This is a genomic window from Polymorphobacter sp. (assembly GCF_051860865.1).
Classification (GTDB): domain Bacteria; phylum Pseudomonadota; class Alphaproteobacteria; order Sphingomonadales; family Sphingomonadaceae; genus Sandarakinorhabdus.
The window spans coordinates 6,558-25,130 of the sequence record NZ_JBIMKZ010000048.1 but is presented as its reverse complement, the minus strand read 5'-3'; the positions used below and the strand labels follow the sequence as shown (position 1 = coordinate 25,130).

Genomic DNA, 18,573 nt, shown 5'->3' with positions numbered 1-18,573 from the left:
CGTCGGCGGCGCCACAGCACGCACATGGGCGCCGAGCGCCGAAAGCAGGTGGAAATTCGAGCGCGCCACCCGGCTGTGCAGGATGTCGCCGCAGATGGCGACGTTGAGGCCCTGGATCCGGCCCTTGCGACGGCGGATGGTCAGCGCATCGAGCAGCGCCTGGGTCGGATGCTCATGGCGGCCGTCGCCGGCATTTAGCACCGGGCAATCGAGCTTCTCGGCAATCAGCTGCACCGCGCCCGACGAGCCATGGCGGATGACGATGACGTCCGGACGCATGGCATTGAGCGTCAGCGCGGTGTCGAGCAGCGTCTCGCCCTTTTTGACGCTGGAGCCGGCGACGCCGAGGTTGACAACATCGGCGCCGAGCCGCTTGCCGGCGATCTCGAAGCTGAGCAGCGTCCGGGTGCTGTTCTCGAAGAAGGCGTTGATCATGGTCAGCCCGGACAGGCGGTTGTCGTCCCGGCCGGCACCACGGTTATAATCGACCCATTTCGCCGCTTCATCGAGAAGAAAGCGCAACTCCCAGGGCATCAGCCCCGCGACGCCAAGCAGATGACGATGGGGGAAAGGATGGACGACACCCGATGACCCTTCACCATCAGTCCTGTCGGGATGCGAAGCACGGGCCATGGCGCGGGGTGTAGCGGCGAACCGCCCTTGAGGGCAAGCGCAGCAACGCGTTCAGGCGGCGATCACCCGGTTGCGGCCGGCGGCCTTGGCCGCATAAAGCCGACGGTCGGCGGTCTCCAGCACGGCCTCCAGCGTCGCGCCGTCCTCCGGCCACTGGGCCAACCCGGCCGAGAAGGTCAGCGGCTGGCTGTCGGTCTGGCGCTGGAAGCCGGCGGCCTGGAGCGCGGCGCGCATCGCGTTGACGCGCGCCCCCGCCGCCTCGATCCCTGCGTCAGGGAACATCACCAAAAACTCCTCGCCGCCGATGCGGAACACCGGTTCGGAGGTGTGGCTCTGGTCCTCGAGGAAACGGGCGAAATCACGCAGCACGCGGTCGCCGGCGGCATGGCCGTGGCGGTCGTTCCAGCGCTTGAAATGATCGATGTCGAACAGCGCCAGCACCACACGCCGCTGCTCGCGGGCCGCCGAGTCGATGCAATGGCCGAACAATTGCGGCAGCGACAGCCGGTTGCGGACGCGTGTCAGCGGATCGAACTCCGCGGCCTCGCGCAGCGCCGCCTGCATCGCCGTGCTGGTCTCGAGCTGGCGCATGTTGCTGGCCAGCTCTTCTTCCAGCTCGCGGTAGCGCTGCTCTTCCACCGTCACATCATTAAACAGCATCACCGTGCCCAATGGCTCGTTGGTGCGTGATAGGGGCCGCTCGATGGCGATGGCATCGATGTCATAGTACCGACCGGCGACAAGCACACGACGGCCCGGAATGGTGGTGATCAGGCCGTCGACTTGCATTAGTGCGGGCGCCAGGGCGACAATATCGGTGACCGGCTGGTTTTGGGCGCCGTCCAGTTCAGGGATCAGCGCCCGCGCGACCGGGTTGGCCGCCGTTATCCGCCCCTGAGAATCGAGCATCAATGCCGGATTGCGTAAATTGGTAAAGATCAGGTCGGACGCGATGCTGACCATGTCGAAGATGCGATTGGTGGCGATCATCAGGGAAAACAGCACGACCAGCAGCGCGAAGAACAGCGGCGACAGATCGAAGCCGAGCAGGTTGAAACCGAAAAGCACATAGGCGGTATTGGGGACGGCCAGCAGCAGCATCATCAGGGCGGGATAGATGAAGTGAAGACGGTATTGCGGCTGAACCCGAAAGACGGCCCAGACCAGAAGCGCGAAACTTGCGCCGATCAGCAGGTAAAGCGTGGCCCAGGACGCGTAAAATAGCGGACCATGACCATATTGCAAATAGAGCATGCCATGCTCGGTCCGCAGCGGGGTCAGGCTGGTGTAAAACTGGCCATGAATATCATTGGTGGCGGCCAGAATCGTGATGATCACTGGGAGTACGACCAGCAGCAATATCTCGGCGATGCGCGGCACCCGCGGAATGCTCAGCGCATATTTGTAGATGAAGAACGCCCAGGCACCCGGCAGCAAGGCCATGCCCGGCCACGCCATTTGCGCCCAGAACAGCTTGCAAGCCACTGAAGGCACCATCAATTCCATGGCGACAGCGCCGACCCAGACGATCATGGCGACATGGGCGAGCAGAAAGTAGCGCTTGCCAAAGAATGGACCCTGTGTCCAATTCGCGATGCCGACCGCTAATAGTCCGAACACCGTGAACACGGGCAACAACGCCAACCCATCCGGCGTTGATATGGCGAAGCATTGCAACATAGTTACCGATTGATGAATTTCATGCCAGTGAAGATCCCTGTCCGCCCCATTCTATGTATGCATTACACTACTTGTGTTTACGAGTAGCGCACTAGTTTTCGAAGGGGAAGAATGGTTATATCTTGTTCGGCATCATAAATCGGCCTGGCAACGCTGAATATTTTGCTCCACGCCAAGACAGATCCAGGCCAATCAGAGTATCTTGCGTGCGGCAAAGTGCCCGCACCATGGGAAACCGGCTGATATTGCGGCACGCTTGCCAGTACGGCGCGCTGCGGTACGCTAGATGCAACGAAATCACGCTCATCTACTACACCGATGACGCCCCCCGATGAACGACCGTCGACGCCGGATGACATTTGCTCACAGAGCAGCCGTTATCGCCACGCGGATAGATCGCGGCCAATCTTTGCCACCCACAGCCGGCTGCTGACCTAAGGTTGCGCGTGCCAGCCGCGAGATGCAGGAACGGAACCATGCAGACCGACACCCTACCCTCCCTTCACGACGACATGGCATCGATCGTCGGTCCCTCCCATGTCAGCGACGACCTTGCGCTCAGACGGTTGCACAGCGAGGATGTCTTCGCCGTCAGCGACCATGTCGCCAGCCTCGTCGTGACCCCGCAAAACACCGCTGATCTCGCCGCGGTGGTGGCGACCGCGCATCGCCATGGCTTGCCCCTGTCCCCGCGCGGCGCCGGCATGAGCTATACCAGCGGCTATATTCCCGCCACCGAGACCAGCTTGTCGATCGACCTGACGGCGATGAACCGCATCCTGTCGATCAACGCCGATGACATGACGGTCACCGTCGAGGCCGGCTGCACCTGGGCGGCGCTGAATGCGGCGCTGGCCGAAAAGGGTCTGCGCACGCCGTTCTGGGGGCCGATGTCCGGCATTTATTCGACGATCGGCGGCGGTGTTTCCCAGCTGAACGCCATGTTCGGCGCCGGCCACCATGGCACGTCGAGCGAGAGCGTCATCGCCATGACCGTGGTGCTGGGCGACGGCCAGCTGCTGCGCACCGGCGCCCGCGGCGCCGACGGCGACAGCCCCTTCTACCGCCATTTCGGGCCGGACCTGGCCGGGCTGTTCTGCGGCGATTGTGGCACGCTCGGCATCAAGGCGGAGATCACCCTGCGGTTGATGCGGATGCCGGCGCATGAGGATTACGCCTCCTTCTCGTTCAAGACCGGCGCCGGGCTGCTGCGGGCGATGGCCGAGATGGCGCGTGCCGGCATTGCCTGTGAAATGTGTGGCTTCGACCCCGGGCTGACCCGGGTGCGGATGCGACGGATGTCGTTGATGAGCGACATGAAGACACTCGGCGCGGTGATCGGCAAGCAGAAGTCCCTGGGCAAGGGGCTGATGGCGGCGGCCAAGCTGGCGCTGGGCGGACGGGATTTCATCGAGGCGGACGAATATCCGCTGCATGTGATTGCCGAGGGCCGCTGCGCCGAAGCGGTAGCGCATGACATGGCGACCGCCCGCCGCATCGCCCGTGAGCATGAGGGCGTGGAGATCGAGAACAGCATTGCCAAAGTGATCCGGGCCATGCCGTTTCCGCCGCCAAACTCGATGCTGGGGCCGGACGGGGAGAGCTGGGCGCCGGTGCATGCCCTGACATCCTTGAGCGCGGCACCGAAAGTTTTCGACGAAATCGAGTCGCTTTTTGCCAGAATGGCACCGGAATTCGACCGTTTTGGGGTCGCCACGGGCTATCTTTTCTCCTCCATGTCGACAAATGGGGTCATTATTGAACCCGTTTTCTTCTGGCCCCAGGGGTATCGCCCTGTCCATCAGTCAATGGTTGAGCCCGCCCATCTCGCCCGTCTGCCCAAGCTCGATCCGAACCCGGCGGCGAACGACGTCGTCACCCGCGCCCGCAAGGGCGTCACCGAAATCGCCGCGCGGCATGGCTGCGGCCATTTTCAGATCGGCCGCTCCTACCCTTATCGGCAAAGCCGCGATGCGGCGTCACTGGCGCTGCTCGACCAGATCAAGGCGCTCGTCGATCCCAAGGGCCAGCTCAATCCCGGAGGCCTGGGCTTCCCGCAATGACCTATCGCGCCATCAGGCTGGAACGCTTTGCCCCGAGCTTTCGGGATGGCAGCGAAATCGTCTCGCTGCCCCTGGACAGGCCCGGCCCCGGCGAGATCCGCGTCCGCAACGTCTATTGCGGGATCAACGGCATCTTCGACACCCAGATCGCGCGCAACGCGGTCGACTATGTGACGGTCAAGCTGCCGACGCTGACCGGGGTCGAAGCACTGGGGATCGTCGAGGCGGTGGGTGACGGCGTTGATGGGTTCAGCATTGGCGATGCGGTGGTGACGGTGCGGTTTCGCGGCGGCTACCGCGAGGCCAATATCGGGCCGGCGAGCGATTTTTGCCTGGCGCCCGATGATCGGCCCGAGTGGCTGGCGCTGGCCTCCACCGGCGTCTCGGCCCTGTTGGCGCTCGAACATGCCGGTGCGGTGCGCGACGGTGAGACCGTGGCGGTATCGGCGGCGGCGGGCGGGCTCGGGCATCTGATCGTGCAGTTGGCGAAGCGGCGCGGCTGCCATGTTATCGGCGTGTGCGGCGGAAAGGAAAAGGGCGATTTCGTCCGTGGCCTCGGCGTCGACCGGGTGATCGACTATCGGTCTGAGGATGTGCGCGCGGTGCTGGCAGCCGAATATCCGCGCGGCATCGACGTGGCGATCGACACGGTGTCGGGTGCGATCTTCGATGCCTTTCTCGCGAACATGGCCGAGCATGGCCGGCTGGTGGTGGCCGGCGCCGCGCAGGATCTCGACGGCAAGCCCGAGATCGTCACCGGGCCGCGCATTGCCCATAGCATCTATTACAAGGGCGTTTCGGTGCGTGGCTTCATGAACGGGCTGCTGACCGAGCATTGGCCCGCGGCCCGCGCCCGGCTGTTCGCGCTCTATGCAGAAGGTGCAATCACCGTCCATCTGGACCGGGTGACATTCACCGGGCTCGAAGGCATATACGGCGCGGTTGACCGGCTTTTGTCCGGACAATCCATGGGCAAGGTGGTAGTCCGCCTGCCCCATAGCCAGGACTGTTCACCGATGGAGAGTGCAACATGAGCGAAGAAAACAAGCCGGGTGTTCGTGAAGCCATGCCGATCCTGGCGAGCAACGAGGGCGTGTGGGAAGGCTGGTACCGTTACTATGATGCCACCACCGGGCTGCTGACCGACCAGCATCGCTCGCGGCTGATCTGCCGGCTGATCAACGAGGACGGTAAGGACAATTACTATCAGACCAACCATTATTTCTGGGAAGACGGCCGCCACGAGATCCGTGAATTCCCCGCCACCTACAAGGATGGCCGGGTATGGTGGGACAATGACCTGATCAAGGGCTGGGCCGCGCACATGCAGCCCGACGACTTCAACCGCTCGACCTGCCTCAACTGGACGCGCAAGAACGAGCCGGGCATCTATCTTTACGAGATGATCCAGAACTCCGACGACCGGCAGAACCGCGCCCGGACGTGGCAGTGGTTCCGCGACGGCAAATGCTTCCAGCGCACGCTGATCGACGAAGTGTTCGTGACCAAGGACTGGCAGAACTTCAACGACCACACCCCCCCGAAGAACTGACCGCCTCGCTCGTGCGTGGGGCCAATTGGAGAATGATGTGAAAGCCTATCAGATTGGCCCCCAGACCGGTCTCGACGGCCTGACCCCGGTGACGCGCGACGCGCTGGTGCCGGGGCCGGGCGAGGTCATCCTCAAGGTGCTGGAAATCTGCCTGAACCACCGTGACCTCGGCGTGCTCGAAGGCACCTACGGCCCGCGCAAGCCGGAGGACCGGATTCCGGTGTCCGAAGGCGTCGGCGAGGTGATGGCGATCGGCGACGGCGTGCAGGGGCTGGCGATCGGAGACCGGGTGGTCGGCCCGCATTTCGTCACCTGGCTTGACGGCGCCTTTTCGCCGGCCGCCTTCGGCCATGATGTCGGCATCACCCATGATGGCTGGCTGGCCGAACAGGTGCGGGTGCCGGCCGCCGCGCTGGTCAAGCTGCCCGACAGCGTGTCCAACGAGCAGGCGGCGCCGCTGGCCTCTTCGGCGCTGACCGCCTGGCACGCGGTGGTCGAGGTCGGACAGGTTCGGGCAGGCGACCTGGTGCTGGCGCTGGGCACCGGCGGCGTGTCGATCTTCGCGCTGCAGATCGCCAAGATGCACGGGGCGCGGGTGGCGATCACCTCGTCCAGCGACGAGAAGCTGGCCCTGGCCCGCAGCCTGGGCGCCGACATCGCCATCAACTATCGCACCACCCCCGACTGGGCAGCCGAAGTGACCCGTCAGGGCGGCGGCGCCGACATCGTGCTCGAGACCGGCGGCCAGTCGACGCTGGCGCAGTCGATCAATGCCTCCGCAGCCAATGGGCGGATCGTCATCATCGGCTTCCTCGCCGGCAGCGCGCCTGAGGGCCTGCCGAATTACGGCAGCATCATTGGCAAGAACCTGGTGCTGAAGGGCATTGCCGAAGGCAGCCGGGCGATGCTGGCGCGGCTGGTCAAGGCGGTGGCGGCGAACGGCATGACGCCGGTCATCGACCGTCGTTTCAGCTTCGACGAGGCGCCGGCGGCCTATGCCTATCTGAAATCGGCCGGGCATGTCGGCAAGGTGCTGATCAAGGTGGCGTGAGGCCTTGCTCTTGCCGCTTTCCATAGCCATGACTCGTCGGGACCGGGCCAGATGCCCGGCCCGCCGAGGCCATGCAAGATATTGATACGCTGACGGACCCGCCGGTGAAGCGCCGGCGGAAATATACCAGCCCGGCGATGACCGAGCGGCGGCAGCGTGTGGTCGACTGCGCCCATCGCATTCTCGGCGAGGGCGGCGTGCCATCGCTGACCATCGAACGGCTGAGCCGCGAGGCCGAGGTGGCGCCGCGCACCATCTACCGGATGTTCGGCGACAAGGAGGGGGTGATCTTCGCCACCGTTTCCGACCGCCTGCAGGAGGTCCGCGCCCATGTCGCCCAGCGCCGGTCCGACTATTCGATCGACGTGGTGTTCGCCGAGCTCGACTGGATGGTCTCGGAAATGCGGCGCGATGCCGAATATGCGCGCGTCGTCATCGGCTTCTATTTCTCGATGGAGCCGCGCGACAATGCCATCAAGGAGCTGCGCTCGGTGGCCTATAATCGCTTCCGCAACTGGCTCGACCGCGAGATCGTTGCCGGCCAGACCGAGCAACGGTTCGACCTCGAGCGGATCGCCCAGGAATTCGTGTCCAAGGAATTCCTCGTCTACCATCGTTGGGCACTGGGCAAGCTCGACGATGACCAGTGCCGGATCGAGCTGCACAGCAATTTCCTGAAGACCGCCGTGCTGGTGCTGACGGGTGCGGCGCGCGAGACCTGTGTCGAGATGCTGGCTGCCAAACAGCGCGAGCTCGGCTTCAGCGATATCGGCTCACGCGCTTCGACCAACCGCCCCGCGCGCGATGCCGGGGACGATTTCGTCGGCAAGGCATAGGCAATAATCTTGTCCGACGCGCCGGCCTTGCGGTGTGTCGGGTGAACTCGTTTGACTTGCAGCGGGCGGTACGGAAAGTCATGCGCATGCCAATTATGGATCAGGCCTTTCGCTGATGCGACAGAATGCGCTGCAGCAGGCGGCAACGCTGGCGCAGGGCGCCACGCCCGAGGCGGCGCGGCCGCTCGTCGAGGCGCTGCTGGCTGCCGATCCGGACGACGGTGATGCACTGACGCTGCTGGGAATGATCGAGCAGCGCGCCGGCCATGTTGACGCCGCGCTGGCTGCACTGGGGCGCGCCCGGGCGCTCGATCCGGCCAATCCGGCGCGCCTCGGCAATCATGCCCTGGCGCTGAAACGGGCCGGCGATTTCCACGGCGCCATCGAGGCGTTGCAGACGGCGCTGCGGCTGCGCCCGGGCGCAGCGGTGACGCTGGCCAATCTCGGCGGCTGTCTGATCGATGCCGGCCGGGCGGGCGAGGCAGTGGCGCCCCTCGAAGCCGCGCTGGCGGCGCGGCCGGAGCATTTCGATGCGCTCGCCAATCTCGGCATTGCACGCGCCCGAACCGGCGATCTGGCGGCGGCGATCGGGGCGTATGACAAGGCGCTGGCGCTGCGGCCCGACGCGATCGAGGTGCGGCTGAACCGCGTCGACGCGCTGGTGGCGGGGGGCCGGGCCGATGAGGCATTGCGGACGCTGGAGGCGATGCTGGCCCGGTATCCCGGCCATCCCCGCGCCTCCAACCAGCTTGCCGGGCTGTTGGAGGCCAAGGGCGATCTGGAGGGCGCAATCGCGGTCTATGGCGAGGCGCTCGATCGTGGCGGGCTCAATCATCCCGTCGGCGTCAACCTGACCCGGGCGCTCGTGCAGACCGGGCGGCCGCGCGAGGCGGTGGCGCTCGCCGACCGGCTGATCGCGGCGCTGCCGAGCGTCACCACGCCGCTGGCGCTGAAATGCGCTGCCCTGGAGCGGGCCGGCGAGGCCGAGGCGCTGGCGGCGCTGATGGGCCTCGATGAATTTGTCCGGGTGATTGATGTGATGGATGTGCCGGGGTTCGAGACACGCGAGGCCTTTGATGCCGCGCTCGCGGAAGAGTTGGTCGCCCATGCCTCGCTGACCTTCGAGCCTGAGGGGCTGGTGACGCGCGGCGGGCGACAGAGCGACGAGTTGGCCACCGCCTCGACCCCGGCGCTGGTTGCGCTCGGCGCCCTCGCCCGTCGTGCCATTGCCGATTATCTGGAAACGGCACCGGCCGGTGGACACCCGTTCCTCAAAGCCCGGCCGAAAAGCTGGTCGCTCACGCTGTGGGGCACGATCCTCACGCCCGGCGGGACGGTCGACGCGCATATCCATGCGCCGAACTGGCTGTCCGGTGTCTATTATCCCGCGCTGCCCGAGGTCGTCAGCCGGGGTCAGGAGGGCTGGTTGGCGATGGGGGCGTTGCCCGAGGCGCTGGGCGGCGGCGGGACGCAACAGCGATACGAGCCGCGGGCCGGGCGGATGATCCTGTTTCCCTCCTATGTCTGGCATGCCACCCTGCCCTTTTCCGGCGACACGCCGCGGCTGAGCTTTGCTTTCGATTGCGTGCCGCGAGGCGTGGGGCGCCCGCACCGCCTGACAAGATAGCGGGATCGATCCTGTGTTCGTCAGGGAACGATGATCTGTCTAATGGCGGACCCGTCGGCGAGGTTGTCGAGCAGTGCGTTGATGTCTGCGAGAACGCTGATCGAGGTGAGCAGGCGCTCGACCGGGAGGCGGCCGGCGCGCCAGAGTGCGACGTAACGGGGAATATCCCGGCTCGGAATCGAGGCGCCCATATAGCTTCCCATGAGGGTCTTGCCGTCGGCGACCAATGACAGCGCCGAGATGTCGAGCCGCGCCGCCGGATTGGGCAGCCCGACGGTGACGATTCGTCCGCCACGCCGTGCCGATGCATAGGCCTGGGCCAGCACCTCGGCCTTGCCGACGGTCTCGATCACCACATCGGGCACCGGCAGCGTTGGCGCCTCGTCGGGCGCCACTGCCATGGCAGCGCCAAGGGCCAGCGCCAGCGCCCGCTTTTCCGGCGACGGATCGATCGCCGTCACCGGCTGCGCGCCCGAAGCCAATGCGCCGAGCAGCGCCGCCAGGCCGACGCCGCCGAGGCCATAGACGCGGACGCTCTCGCCCGGCCGCACCTGAGCCGAATTCATCACCGCGCCGACGCCAGTCAGCACGGCGCAGCCGAACAGCGCGGCGGTTTCCGGCGGGATATCGGCATCGACGCGGACCGCCGACCGTTTGTCGATGACCGCATGGGTGGCGAAGGCCGATACACCGAGGTGGTGGTGAACGTCATGGCCGCATTCGGACAGGCGGCGGCCGCCGCGCATCAGCCGCCCTTCGCCATTGGCGGCGGCGGCAACGGCGCAGAGATAGCCTTCGCCCGACTGGCAGGCGACGCATTCGCCGCACGATGGCAGGAAGACCAGCACGACACGGTCCCCGACGGCGAATTGCGTTTCGTCCGGATCGCCGAGCGCCAGCACCGTGCCGGCGGCCTCATGGCCAAGCGCCATCGGCATCGGCCGGGGGCGGTCGCCGTTGATGACCGACAGATCGGAATGGCAGAGGCCGGCGGCATCGATCCGCACCAGAAGCTCGCCGGGGCGGGGCGGCGCCAGATCGAGCGAGGCGATCTCGAGGGGGGCGTTTTCCTGATAGGGGCGCGGCTGGTCGCCGCTCTGCCGAAGCACGGCTGCCTTGATCTGCATGGTCTTTCTCCCGTGGCGGTGCCTCGCCTGAGGGCGGTGCATATAGGCCCCGAGCGCGGAAGGCGAGATGCGAACGGGCCCGGACGGGGGTCGGCGAATCCGAATTGTCACGGGCCTGCCGATGGCGCTACAGCGAAGACATGAACCGCCCTCCCCGCGCCACCGCGTGACCGCGCACGACCCACGGCCGGACCCGGCCCTGGCGAGCATCTTTCGGCGCACGCTGGTCGTGATGGCGGCGATCGGCCTGGCGGTGGTGACCTGGCAGCTGCAACAGCTGCTGCTGCTGCTGTTCGCCAGCATCCTCGCCGCGCAGATGTTTCACGGGCTGGCGGCGGTGATCAAGCAGCGGCTGCGACTTCCGTTTGCAATTGCGCTGGCGCTGGCCGTGATCCTGCCGCTGGCGGCGATCATGCTGATCTTCGGGCTGTTCGGCAGCCTGATGATCGACCAGTTCGCGTTGCTGGCCCAGCAGCTGCCGGTGTCGATGAAGGCCATCGAGGCATGGCTGGCGACATCGGCGGCGGGCCGCGAGGTCATTGCCGGCATCGGCAGCTATGCGCCGCGAGTCGAGACCGTGGTCGACCTGGTGCAGACCGGCCTGACCAATTTCGGTTCCGGCATCTCGCAGCTGATCATCGTGCTGGTGGCGGGCGTCTATCTGGCCGCACAGCCGGGGCTTTACCTAAGGGGTCTGACGCGGGTCATCGAAAGGCTTGGCGGCCGCAGCGTCGAGGGCGTGCTCGAAGCGATTCATGTCGCGCTCGGTGCCTGGCTGAAGGCACAGGCTGTTAGCATGGCGTTCGTTGCCGTTGGCACCTCGATCGGCCTGTCTCTGGTCGGCCTGCCGTCGGCGCTGGCAATCGGCTTTGTGGCCGGTCTTTGCGAATTCGTGCCCTATCTGGGCGTGATCCTGGTCTCGGTGCCGGCGGTGCTCATCGGCTTCTCGATCAGCCCGGAGACGGGCATTTTCACCATCCTCGCCCTCTTCGTTGTGCAGCAGGTTCAGGGCAATGTCGTAACGCCGATGGCGCAGGGCAAGCTGGCCGACCTGCCGCCGGCGCTGACCATCTTCAGCCTGATTGCCGCCGCGCTGTTGTTCGGGCCGCTCGGGGTCATTCTGGCGGTGCCGCTGACGGTGGTTGGCATGGTGCTGTTCCGCCGGGCGATGACGCCTGGGCTGCCGCTTGAAAAAGGGGACGGCAGCACCATCTTGCGGCCATGAACCATATGCGTACTTTCATGCTCATGGCCGCCATGGCGGCGCTGTTCATGGGCCTTGGCTATATGCTCGGCGGCGCGGGCGGGGCGGCGATCGCCCTGGCCATTGCGGCTGCCATGAACCTCTTCGCCTATTGGAACTCGGACAAGATGGTCCTGCGCATGCACAAGGCGCAGGAGGTACCGGCCGGGCATCCGCTGCATGCCATTGTGGCGCCGCTCGCGGCGCGCGCCGGGCTGCCGATGCCGCGCGTCTACATTGTCGACGAGGCCCAGCCCAATGCCTTCGCCACCGGCCGCAACCCGGAGAATGCCGCGGTCGCCGCGACTACGGGGCTGATGGCGATCCTGACGCGCGACGAGCTGGCGGCGGTGATGGCGCATGAGCTGGCGCATGTGAAGAACCGGGACACGCTGGTGATGACGGTCACTGCGACGCTGGCCGGTGCCATCTCGATGCTCGGCAATTTCGCGCTGTTCTTCGGTGACCGGGAGAACCGCAACCCGCTGTTCGCGATTGCCGCGATGATCGTCGCGCCGATTGCCGCGGCGCTGGTGCAGATGGCGATCAGCCGGGGACGCGAATATGGCGCCGATGCGATGGGGGCGGAGATTTCCGGCAACCCGCAGGCGCTGGCCTCGGCGCTGGCCAAGCTGCAGCGCGGTGCGAGCATTCCGAACCATGTCGCCGAGGCCAATCCGGCCGCCGCCTCACTGTACATCATGGGCCAGGGCGCCGGCGGCGTGCGGGACAATCTGTTCAGCACCCACCCGGCGGCGGAGAACCGTATCGCGGCGCTGGCGCGGATGGCGCCGGGCTCTCCGCCCCGCGCGATGGCGGCGCGGCCAATTTCGCCGCGCGCCGAGTCTCCACGGCCCAGTGCGTTGGGCGTCGGCGCGCGGCGCAATCCCTGGCAGTAAAGGTCAGTCGCGGGGCATCTTCAGCACCGGGCCGAACGACGCCACGCCGGCGCCGGGGCCATCCTGATGGTCCCACACGGCCCTGACTACGGCGATGAAGTCCGCGCCGGCGGCGACCAATGGTGCCGCATTGTCCGGAAAGATACCGCCGATGGCGACGACGGGGATTTGCGACAGGGTCGTCCACCAACTGAGGATGGCCGGCGACGGGCGGTAATGGCTGGGCTTGGTAGTGGTATCGTAGAAGGCGCCGAATGCCACATAGTCGGCGCCCTGCTCGCCGGCTTCCATGGCGAGATGGCGGCTGTCGTGACAGGTACGGCCGATGGTCTTGTTGGGCCCCAGCAGCAGCCGGGCGTCGGCCATGCTGCCGTCGGACTGTCCGAGGTGAACGCCGTCGGCACCGGCCTTGAAGGCGAGGTCGGCGCGGTCGTTGAGCAGGAAGGCGACATCGGCGGCTTCGCAGACCGGCCGCAGCGCCTCGCAGGCGCGCAGGATGTCGTCGTCGGAGACGTCCTTGAGCCGTAGCTGGAAGGCTGCAACCGGTCCGCCATCGAATGCCGCCTTGGCCGCCTCGACGAAGTCCGCCAGCACGATGGCCGGCGGCGATACGACATAGAGTTGGCAGGCTGGGCGGAACTGGCGCTCGAACCGCTGCCCGAAGTCCTCGGGCAGCGGGATGGTCTCGTCTTCCGTGTCGGGGGTCATTCCTGGCCCAGATAGATGCGGATGATCTTGTCGAGCATGGCAATCGCTTCGTCGCGCGGGCGCTGGAAGGTGTTGCGACCGATGATCGAGCCATTGCCGCCGCCGTCGCGGATGTCGCGCGCATCCTGGTAGACGGCGTCGACGCCCTTGGTGGCGCCACCCGAGAAAACGACGATGCGGCGGCCGTTGAAGCAGGCTTGGCGGACATGGGCGACGCGCTTGGCCTGGGTCGACCAGTCGCCGCCCTCATAGGACTTCTTGGCGTCCTTCTGTTCGATATGGTCGGTCGGCAGCTTGACCTTGATGATGTGGGCGCCGCAGAGTGCGGCGATGTGCGCGGCATAGGCGCCGACATCGAGGCCCAGTTCGCCATCCTTGGAAAGCTTGCCGCCGCGCGGATAGCTCCAGATCACCGTGGCGATGCCGACGGCCTTGGCCTCGGACGACAGCTCGCGGATCTCCTCGAGCATGTCGAAGACATCTTCGGCGCCCGGATAGATGGTGAAGCCGATCGCCGCGCAGCCGAGGCGCAGCGCGTCGTCGACGGTGCCGGTGACGGCCTGGTTGATGTTGGTCGCCCAGCTGTTCGATGAATTGACCTTGAGGATGGTCGGGATCTGGCCGGCGAAGGTGTCGGCGCCGGCCTCGATCATGCCGAGCGGCGCGGCATAGGCAGACAGGCCGGCGTCGATCGCCAGCTGGAAATGGTAATGCGGATCATAGGCCGCGGGATTGGGCGCGAAGCTGCGTGCCGGGCCGTGCTCGAAGCCCTGGTCGACCGGCAGGATCACCATCTTGCCGGTGCCGCCGAGGCGGCCCTGCATCAGCATGCGCGCGAGGTTCGCCTTCACGCCGGGATTGTCGCTCTCGTAGTTCGCCAGGATTGCCCGGACTGCCGCTGTCATTGCCATTCAAGCCTCCATCACATTGTTTCGAGCGCGGCCACACCGGGGAGCACGCGCCCTTCCATCCATTCCAGAAATGCACCGCCGGCTGTCGAGACGAAGCTGAATTCGTCGACGACACCGGCGTGATTGAGCGCCGCGACCGTGTCGCCGCCGCCGGCAACGCTCTTCAGCTGGCCACTGGCGGTCAGCCCGGCGACGATCCGTGCCAGTGCCACGGTGCCGGCGTCAAAAGGGGCGATCTCGAAGGCGCCGAGCGGGCCGTTCCAGACGCAGGTGGCGCAGGTCTTCAGCGCGTCGGCCAGCGCCTCGACGGCGGCCGGGCCGATATCGAGGATCATCTCGTCGTCGGCGACTTCAAAGACATTGGCGGCGTGATTGGGGGCACCGGCGGCGAATTCCTTCGCGACCACCACTTCGTAAGGCAGGTGGACCGTGCACCCGGCCTTTTCGGCGCTCGCCAGGATATCCAGCGCCGTTTCGGCCATGCCCGGCTCGGCCAGCGACTTGCCGACCGACACGCCCTTGGCAACCAGGAAGGTATTGGCCATGGCGCCGCCGATCATCAGATGGTCGACGCGGCCGACGAGATGGCCGAGTACATCGAGCTTGGTCGACACCTTGGCACCGCCGACGATCGCCGCCACCGGCCGCTGCGGGGCGCCAAGCGCGGCCTCCAGCGCATCGAGCTCGATCTGCATGGCGCGGCCGGCATAGGCAGGGAGCACATGCGCCAGCCCCTCGGTGGAGGCATGGGCGCGGTGTGCGGTGGAGAAGCTGTCGTTTACGTAAAGATCACCGAGCTTCGCCAGTGCCTCGACGAAATCGGGAGCGTTCGCTTCCTCGCCGGCGTGGAAGCGGGTGTTTTCCAGCAGCGCGATCTCGCCCGGGGCCATGGCAGCGACGGCCGCCTCGGCGTCGGCACCGATGCAATCGGCGATAAAGCGGACTGGGCGGCCGAGCACATCGGAAAGCGCGCTGGCTAGCGGGGCCAAGCTGGCATCTAGCTCGCGACCCTTGGGCCGGCCGAAATGCGACAGCACCAGCACGCGGGCGCCGCGATCGGCCAGTTCGGCAAGCGTGGCCACCGAGGCACGCAGGCGGGTGGCATCGCTCACCTCGCCGTCCTGCATCGGCACGTTCAGATCACATCGCACCAGGGCCCGCTGGCCCGCTACATCTCCGAGATCGTCAAGGGTACGAAAGGCCATTGCTCAGAGCAGCTTGCCCATGGCGACCGCGGTGTCGGCCATGCGGTTGGAGAAGCCCCATTCATTGTCATACCAGGAGACGACGCGGACCAGCGTGCCGCCGATGACGGCGGTTTCCAGCGAGTCGACCGTCGACGAGGCGGGGGTGTGGTTGAGGTCGACCGAAACCAGCGGTTCGTCGGTCCAGTCCAGCACGCCCTTGAGTTCGCCGTCAGCGGCAGCCTTCAGCTTGGCGTTGACTTCATCCTTGCTGGTTTCGCGACCGGCGACGAAGGTCAGGTCGACCATCGAGACATTCGGGGTCGGCACGCGGACGGCCGAACCATCAAGCTTGCCCTTGAGCTGCGGCAGCACCTCGCCGACGGCGCGGGCGGCACCGGTGGTGGTGGGGATCATCGATAGCGCGGCGGCGCGGCTGCGGCGCGGGTCTTCATGGATCTGGTCGAGGATCTTCTGGTCGTTGGTATAGGCGTGGATCGTGGTCATCAGGCCCTTCACCAGGCCGAACTCGCGGTCGAGGATCATCGCCACCGGCGCCAGGCAGTTGGTGGTGCAAGAGGCGTTGGAGACGATCTTGTGGTCGGCGGTCAGCTTGTCGTGGTTGACGCCATAGACGACGGTCAGGTCGGCGCCCTTGGCCGGGGCCGAGACGAGCACGCGCCTGGCGCCGGCGGACAGGTGCAGGCCGGCCTTGTCGGCGCTGGTGAAGAAGCCCGTGCACTCGAGGGCGATGTCGATGCCCATCTCGGCGTGCGGCAGCTTGGCCGGGTCGCGCTCAGCGGTGACACGGATGCGCTGGCCGTTGACGATGATCGCATCACCATCGGCCTCGACGGTACCGGGGAAGCGGCCATGGACCGAATCGCGCATCAGCAAGCGGGCGTTGGCGGCAGCATCGGCGAGATCGTTGATCGCCACGACCTCGATGTCGGTCCGTCCGCTCTCGGCGATGGCGCGGAGCACGTTGCGGCCGATCCGACCGAACCCGTTGATTGCGACCTTGATGGCCATGTCGTTATCCTTTCCGTTCCTGCTGCCCGCTTTAGCGGACCTGCAGCTTGTCCAAAACCTTTGTAGCGACGGCGGTGCCCGTCAGGCCGAAATGCGCATAGAGGTCTTCAGCCGGTGCCGAGGCGCCGAAACTGTCAATGCCGATGATCAGGCCGTCGCGGCCGACCCAGCGCTCCCAGCCCAGCGTGACACCGGCCTCGATGGCAACGACCAGCGCGTCGTCTGGCAATATGTCCGCCTGATAGGCGGAGGTTTGCGCCGCGAACTGTTCCCAGCAGGGCATGGAGACGACATCGCAGCCGAGACCGTGCGTTTCAAGCGCTTCGGCCGCCGCCAGCGCCACGCCGACTTCCGAGCCGGTGCCGATCAGCACCACGCGACGCGCCGCAGTCGCAGCTTTGAGGCGATAGGCACCCTTGGCGACCTGGTTGCCGGAGAGCGTGTCGCCCTTCTGACGGATGGGTGGAAGGTTCTGGCGGGACAGCGCCAGAACCGACGGCCGCTTCATGTCAGCCAGCGCCAGTGCCCAGCATTCGGCCGTCTCGACGGCGTCCGCGGGGCGATAGACGGCGAGATTGGGGATCGCGCGGAGGCTCATCAGATGCTCGATCGGCTGGTGGGTCGGGCCATCCTCGCCGAGGCCGATGGAATCATGGGTCAGCACATAGATGACCCGTACACGCTGGATCGCCGACAGGCGGATGGCGTTGCGCATATAATCAGCGAACACCAGGAAGGTGCCGCCATAGGGAATGACGCCACCGTGCAGCGCCATGCCATTCATCGCGGCGGCCATGCCGAACTCGCGGATGCCGTAATGGACGTGGCGGCCGGCGTAATTGTCGGCGGTGAAGACAGTCTGGTCCTTGGTGCGGGTGTTGTTCGAGCCTGTGAGGTCGGCGGAGCCGCCGAGCAGCGCCGGCACGGCCGGGTTGAGCACGGCCAGCGCCATCTCGCTCGCCTTGCGGCTGGCGACCTTCGGGGGCGCGGCCAGCAGCTCGTCAATATATGCGTCCAGCATACCTGCCGGCACGACTGCCGCCATCCGGGCGTTAAAGTCCTCCGCCTTGCCGGAGTCGGCGAGGCGCGCTTCCCAGGCGGTGCGGGCTTCGGCGCCGCGGGCGCCGACGGCGAGCCAGGCCGCGCGGATATCGTCGGGCACCTCGAAGGCGGCATGCGGCCAGCCCAGGGCTTGGCGGGCGAGCGCAATCTCGGCGGCGCCCAGCGGCGAGCCATGGGCGCCCGAGGTGCCGCCCTTGTTGGGGGCGCCGAAGCCGATCGTCGTCTTGCAGGCGATCAGCGACGGACGCGGATCGTCGCGCGCCTCGGCAAGGGCGCGGGCGACATCGTCGGTATCATGGCCGTCGCAGTTGACGACATGCCAGCCGGACGCAACGAAGCGGGCGCGCACGTCCTCGCTGGAGGACAGGCTGACCGGGCCGTCGATGGAGATGCCGTTGTCGTCCCACAGCACGTTCAGTCGACCGAGGCGGAAATGGCCGGCGAGCCCGGCGGCCTCGTGGGAGATGCCTTCCATCAGGCAGCCGTCTCCGGCGATCACCCAGGTGCGGTGATCGACCAGCGCATCGCCATAGGCGGCATTCAGATGGCGCTCGGCGATGGCCATGCCGACAGCGGTGGCCAGACCCTGGCCGAGCGGGCCGGTCGTGGTCTCGATGCCCGGCAGTTCGAAATTCTCGGGATGGCCGGCGCAGGGGCTGCCGAGCTGGCGGAACGCCTTAATGTCGTCCAGCGTCGGGCGCTGATAGCCCGTAAGGTGCAGCAGCGCATAGATCAGCATCGAGCCATGGCCGGCGGAAAGCACGAAACGATCCCGGTCCGCCCAGTCGGGTCGGCTGGAATCGAACTTCAGGAAGCGGGAAAACAGCACGGTGGCGGCATCGGCCATGCCCATCGGCATGCCGGGATGGCCTGAATTAGCCGCCTCCACCGCGTCCATTGCCAGGGCCCGGATGGCGTTGGCCATCGACTTCAAATCGTCCATTGCCCGCCAATCATGTTCGAAA

Annotated in this window: 15 protein-coding genes and 1 pseudogene; 8 read left to right on the top strand and 8 right to left on the bottom strand. The window is 66.3% G+C overall.

Annotated elements, in window-relative coordinates; all coding sequences use genetic code 11:
* Positions 1 to 633 (bottom strand): annotated as a pseudogene (gene pyrB / locus ACTIFJ_RS10095) (aspartate carbamoyltransferase catalytic subunit); the annotation flags it as partial.
* Between the two features lie 51 nt (positions 634 to 684).
* A complete protein-coding gene (locus tag ACTIFJ_RS10090; RefSeq protein WP_439533982.1) occupies positions 685 to 2,313 on the bottom strand; it encodes a diguanylate cyclase in 1,629 nt (542 codons plus the stop codon).
* 476 nt (positions 2,314 to 2,789) lie between these two features.
* On the opposite strand from ACTIFJ_RS10090, the gene ACTIFJ_RS10085 reads away from it, so the two are divergent.
* From ACTIFJ_RS10085 to ACTIFJ_RS10060, 6 genes are all read left to right on the top strand, one after another.
* A complete protein-coding gene (locus tag ACTIFJ_RS10085; RefSeq protein ID WP_439533981.1) occupies positions 2,790 to 4,376 on the top strand; it encodes an FAD-binding oxidoreductase in 1,587 nt (528 codons plus the stop codon).
* Positions 4,373 to 5,410: a zinc-binding dehydrogenase gene (locus ACTIFJ_RS10080; RefSeq protein ID WP_439533980.1), complete on the top strand. Its 1,038-nt coding sequence runs from the start codon at positions 4,373 to 4,375 to the stop codon at positions 5,408 to 5,410. Before ACTIFJ_RS10085 ends, ACTIFJ_RS10080 begins: the two co-directional genes overlap by 4 nt.
* Entirely contained in the window at positions 5,407 to 5,928 is a 522-nt protein-coding gene (locus tag ACTIFJ_RS10075) for a DUF3598 domain-containing protein (protein WP_439533979.1), read from the top strand. Before ACTIFJ_RS10080 ends, ACTIFJ_RS10075 begins: the two co-directional genes overlap by 4 nt.
* Before the next feature lie 37 nt (positions 5,929 to 5,965).
* Positions 5,966 to 6,979: a zinc-dependent alcohol dehydrogenase family protein gene (locus tag ACTIFJ_RS10070; RefSeq protein ID WP_439533978.1), complete on the top strand. Its 1,014-nt coding sequence runs from the start codon at positions 5,966 to 5,968 to the stop codon at positions 6,977 to 6,979.
* 71 nt (positions 6,980 to 7,050) lie between these two features.
* A complete protein-coding gene (locus ACTIFJ_RS10065) occupies positions 7,051 to 7,815 on the top strand; it encodes a TetR/AcrR family transcriptional regulator (protein WP_439533977.1) in 765 nt (254 codons plus the stop codon).
* A 115-nt stretch (positions 7,816 to 7,930) separates the two neighbouring features.
* Positions 7,931 to 9,442, top strand: a complete 1,512-nt coding sequence (locus tag ACTIFJ_RS10060) for a tetratricopeptide repeat protein (protein ID WP_439533976.1) — start codon at positions 7,931 to 7,933, stop codon at positions 9,440 to 9,442.
* A gap of 20 nt (positions 9,443 to 9,462) precedes the next feature.
* On the opposite strand, the gene ACTIFJ_RS10055 is transcribed toward ACTIFJ_RS10060, so the two are convergent.
* Complete coding sequence (locus ACTIFJ_RS10055) at positions 9,463 to 10,569, bottom strand: alcohol dehydrogenase catalytic domain-containing protein (RefSeq protein ID WP_439533975.1); 1,107 nt, start codon at positions 10,567 to 10,569, stop codon at positions 9,463 to 9,465.
* Between the two features lie 166 nt (positions 10,570 to 10,735).
* Between ACTIFJ_RS10055 and ACTIFJ_RS10050 the strand changes: the two genes are divergently transcribed.
* The gene (locus ACTIFJ_RS10050; protein WP_439533974.1) at positions 10,736 to 11,794 is read left to right on the top strand and encodes an AI-2E family transporter; all 1,059 of its coding nucleotides are present in this window, start codon (positions 10,736 to 10,738) and stop codon (positions 11,792 to 11,794) included.
* Entirely contained in the window at positions 11,791 to 12,711 is a 921-nt protein-coding gene (locus ACTIFJ_RS10045) for a M48 family metalloprotease (protein WP_439533973.1), read from the top strand. The genes ACTIFJ_RS10050 and ACTIFJ_RS10045 overlap by 4 nt, the downstream gene beginning before the upstream one ends.
* A 3-nt stretch (positions 12,712 to 12,714) precedes the next feature.
* Here the strand turns inward: ACTIFJ_RS10045 and thiE are convergent, their stop codons facing one another.
* The 5 genes from thiE to tkt are packed head-to-tail and all read right to left on the bottom strand — an operon-like array spanning position 12,715 to position 18,551.
* The gene (gene thiE, locus ACTIFJ_RS10040) at positions 12,715 to 13,419 is read right to left on the bottom strand and encodes a thiamine phosphate synthase (RefSeq protein WP_439533972.1); all 705 of its coding nucleotides are present in this window, start codon (positions 13,417 to 13,419) and stop codon (positions 12,715 to 12,717) included.
* The gene (locus tag ACTIFJ_RS10035) at positions 13,416 to 14,324 is read right to left on the bottom strand and encodes a class I fructose-bisphosphate aldolase (RefSeq protein ID WP_439533971.1); all 909 of its coding nucleotides are present in this window, start codon (positions 14,322 to 14,324) and stop codon (positions 13,416 to 13,418) included. The genes thiE and ACTIFJ_RS10035 overlap by 4 nt, the downstream gene beginning before the upstream one ends.
* Before the next feature lie 17 nt (positions 14,325 to 14,341).
* Positions 14,342 to 15,535 (bottom strand): phosphoglycerate kinase, encoded by a 1,194-nt coding sequence (locus ACTIFJ_RS10030; RefSeq protein ID WP_439533970.1) that lies wholly within the window; start codon positions 15,533 to 15,535, stop codon positions 14,342 to 14,344.
* A gap of 3 nt (positions 15,536 to 15,538) precedes the next feature.
* Complete coding sequence (gene gap / locus ACTIFJ_RS10025; protein WP_439533969.1) at positions 15,539 to 16,546, bottom strand: type I glyceraldehyde-3-phosphate dehydrogenase; 1,008 nt, start codon at positions 16,544 to 16,546, stop codon at positions 15,539 to 15,541.
* Between the two features lie 31 nt (positions 16,547 to 16,577).
* Positions 16,578 to 18,551 (bottom strand): transketolase, encoded by a 1,974-nt coding sequence (tkt, locus tag ACTIFJ_RS10020; protein WP_439533985.1) that lies wholly within the window; start codon positions 18,549 to 18,551, stop codon positions 16,578 to 16,580.
* Between the last annotated feature and the right edge of the window lie 22 nt (positions 18,552 to 18,573).

What these genes read in the sequence shown, in the direction of transcription:
- ACTIFJ_RS10090 (WP_439533982.1), bottom strand. Translation starts at nt 2,313, where the DNA reads ATGTTGCAATGCTTCGCCATATCAACGCCGGATGGGTTGGCGTTGTTG.
- ACTIFJ_RS10085 (WP_439533981.1), top strand. Translation starts at nt 2,790, where the DNA reads ATGCAGACCGACACCCTACCCTCCCTTCACGACGACATGGCATCGATC.
- ACTIFJ_RS10080 (WP_439533980.1), top strand. Translation starts at nt 4,373, where the DNA reads ATGACCTATCGCGCCATCAGGCTGGAACGCTTTGCCCCGAGCTTTCGG.
- ACTIFJ_RS10075 (WP_439533979.1), top strand. Translation starts at nt 5,407, where the DNA reads ATGAGCGAAGAAAACAAGCCGGGTGTTCGTGAAGCCATGCCGATCCTG.
- ACTIFJ_RS10065 (WP_439533977.1), top strand. Translation starts at nt 7,051, where the DNA reads ATGCAAGATATTGATACGCTGACGGACCCGCCGGTGAAGCGCCGGCGG.
- ACTIFJ_RS10060 (WP_439533976.1), top strand. Translation starts at nt 7,931, where the DNA reads ATGCGACAGAATGCGCTGCAGCAGGCGGCAACGCTGGCGCAGGGCGCC.
- ACTIFJ_RS10055 (WP_439533975.1), bottom strand. Translation starts at nt 10,569, where the DNA reads ATGCAGATCAAGGCAGCCGTGCTTCGGCAGAGCGGCGACCAGCCGCGC.
- ACTIFJ_RS10045 (WP_439533973.1), top strand. Translation starts at nt 11,791, where the DNA reads ATGAACCATATGCGTACTTTCATGCTCATGGCCGCCATGGCGGCGCTG.
- thiE (WP_439533972.1), bottom strand. Translation starts at nt 13,419, where the DNA reads ATGACCCCCGACACGGAAGACGAGACCATCCCGCTGCCCGAGGACTTC.
- ACTIFJ_RS10035 (WP_439533971.1), bottom strand. Translation starts at nt 14,324, where the DNA reads ATGACAGCGGCAGTCCGGGCAATCCTGGCGAACTACGAGAGCGACAAT.
- ACTIFJ_RS10030 (WP_439533970.1), bottom strand. Translation starts at nt 15,535, where the DNA reads ATGGCCTTTCGTACCCTTGACGATCTCGGAGATGTAGCGGGCCAGCGG.
- gap (WP_439533969.1), bottom strand. Translation starts at nt 16,546, where the DNA reads ATGGCCATCAAGGTCGCAATCAACGGGTTCGGTCGGATCGGCCGCAAC.
- tkt (WP_439533985.1), bottom strand. Translation starts at nt 18,551, where the DNA reads ATGGACGATTTGAAGTCGATGGCCAACGCCATCCGGGCCCTGGCAATG.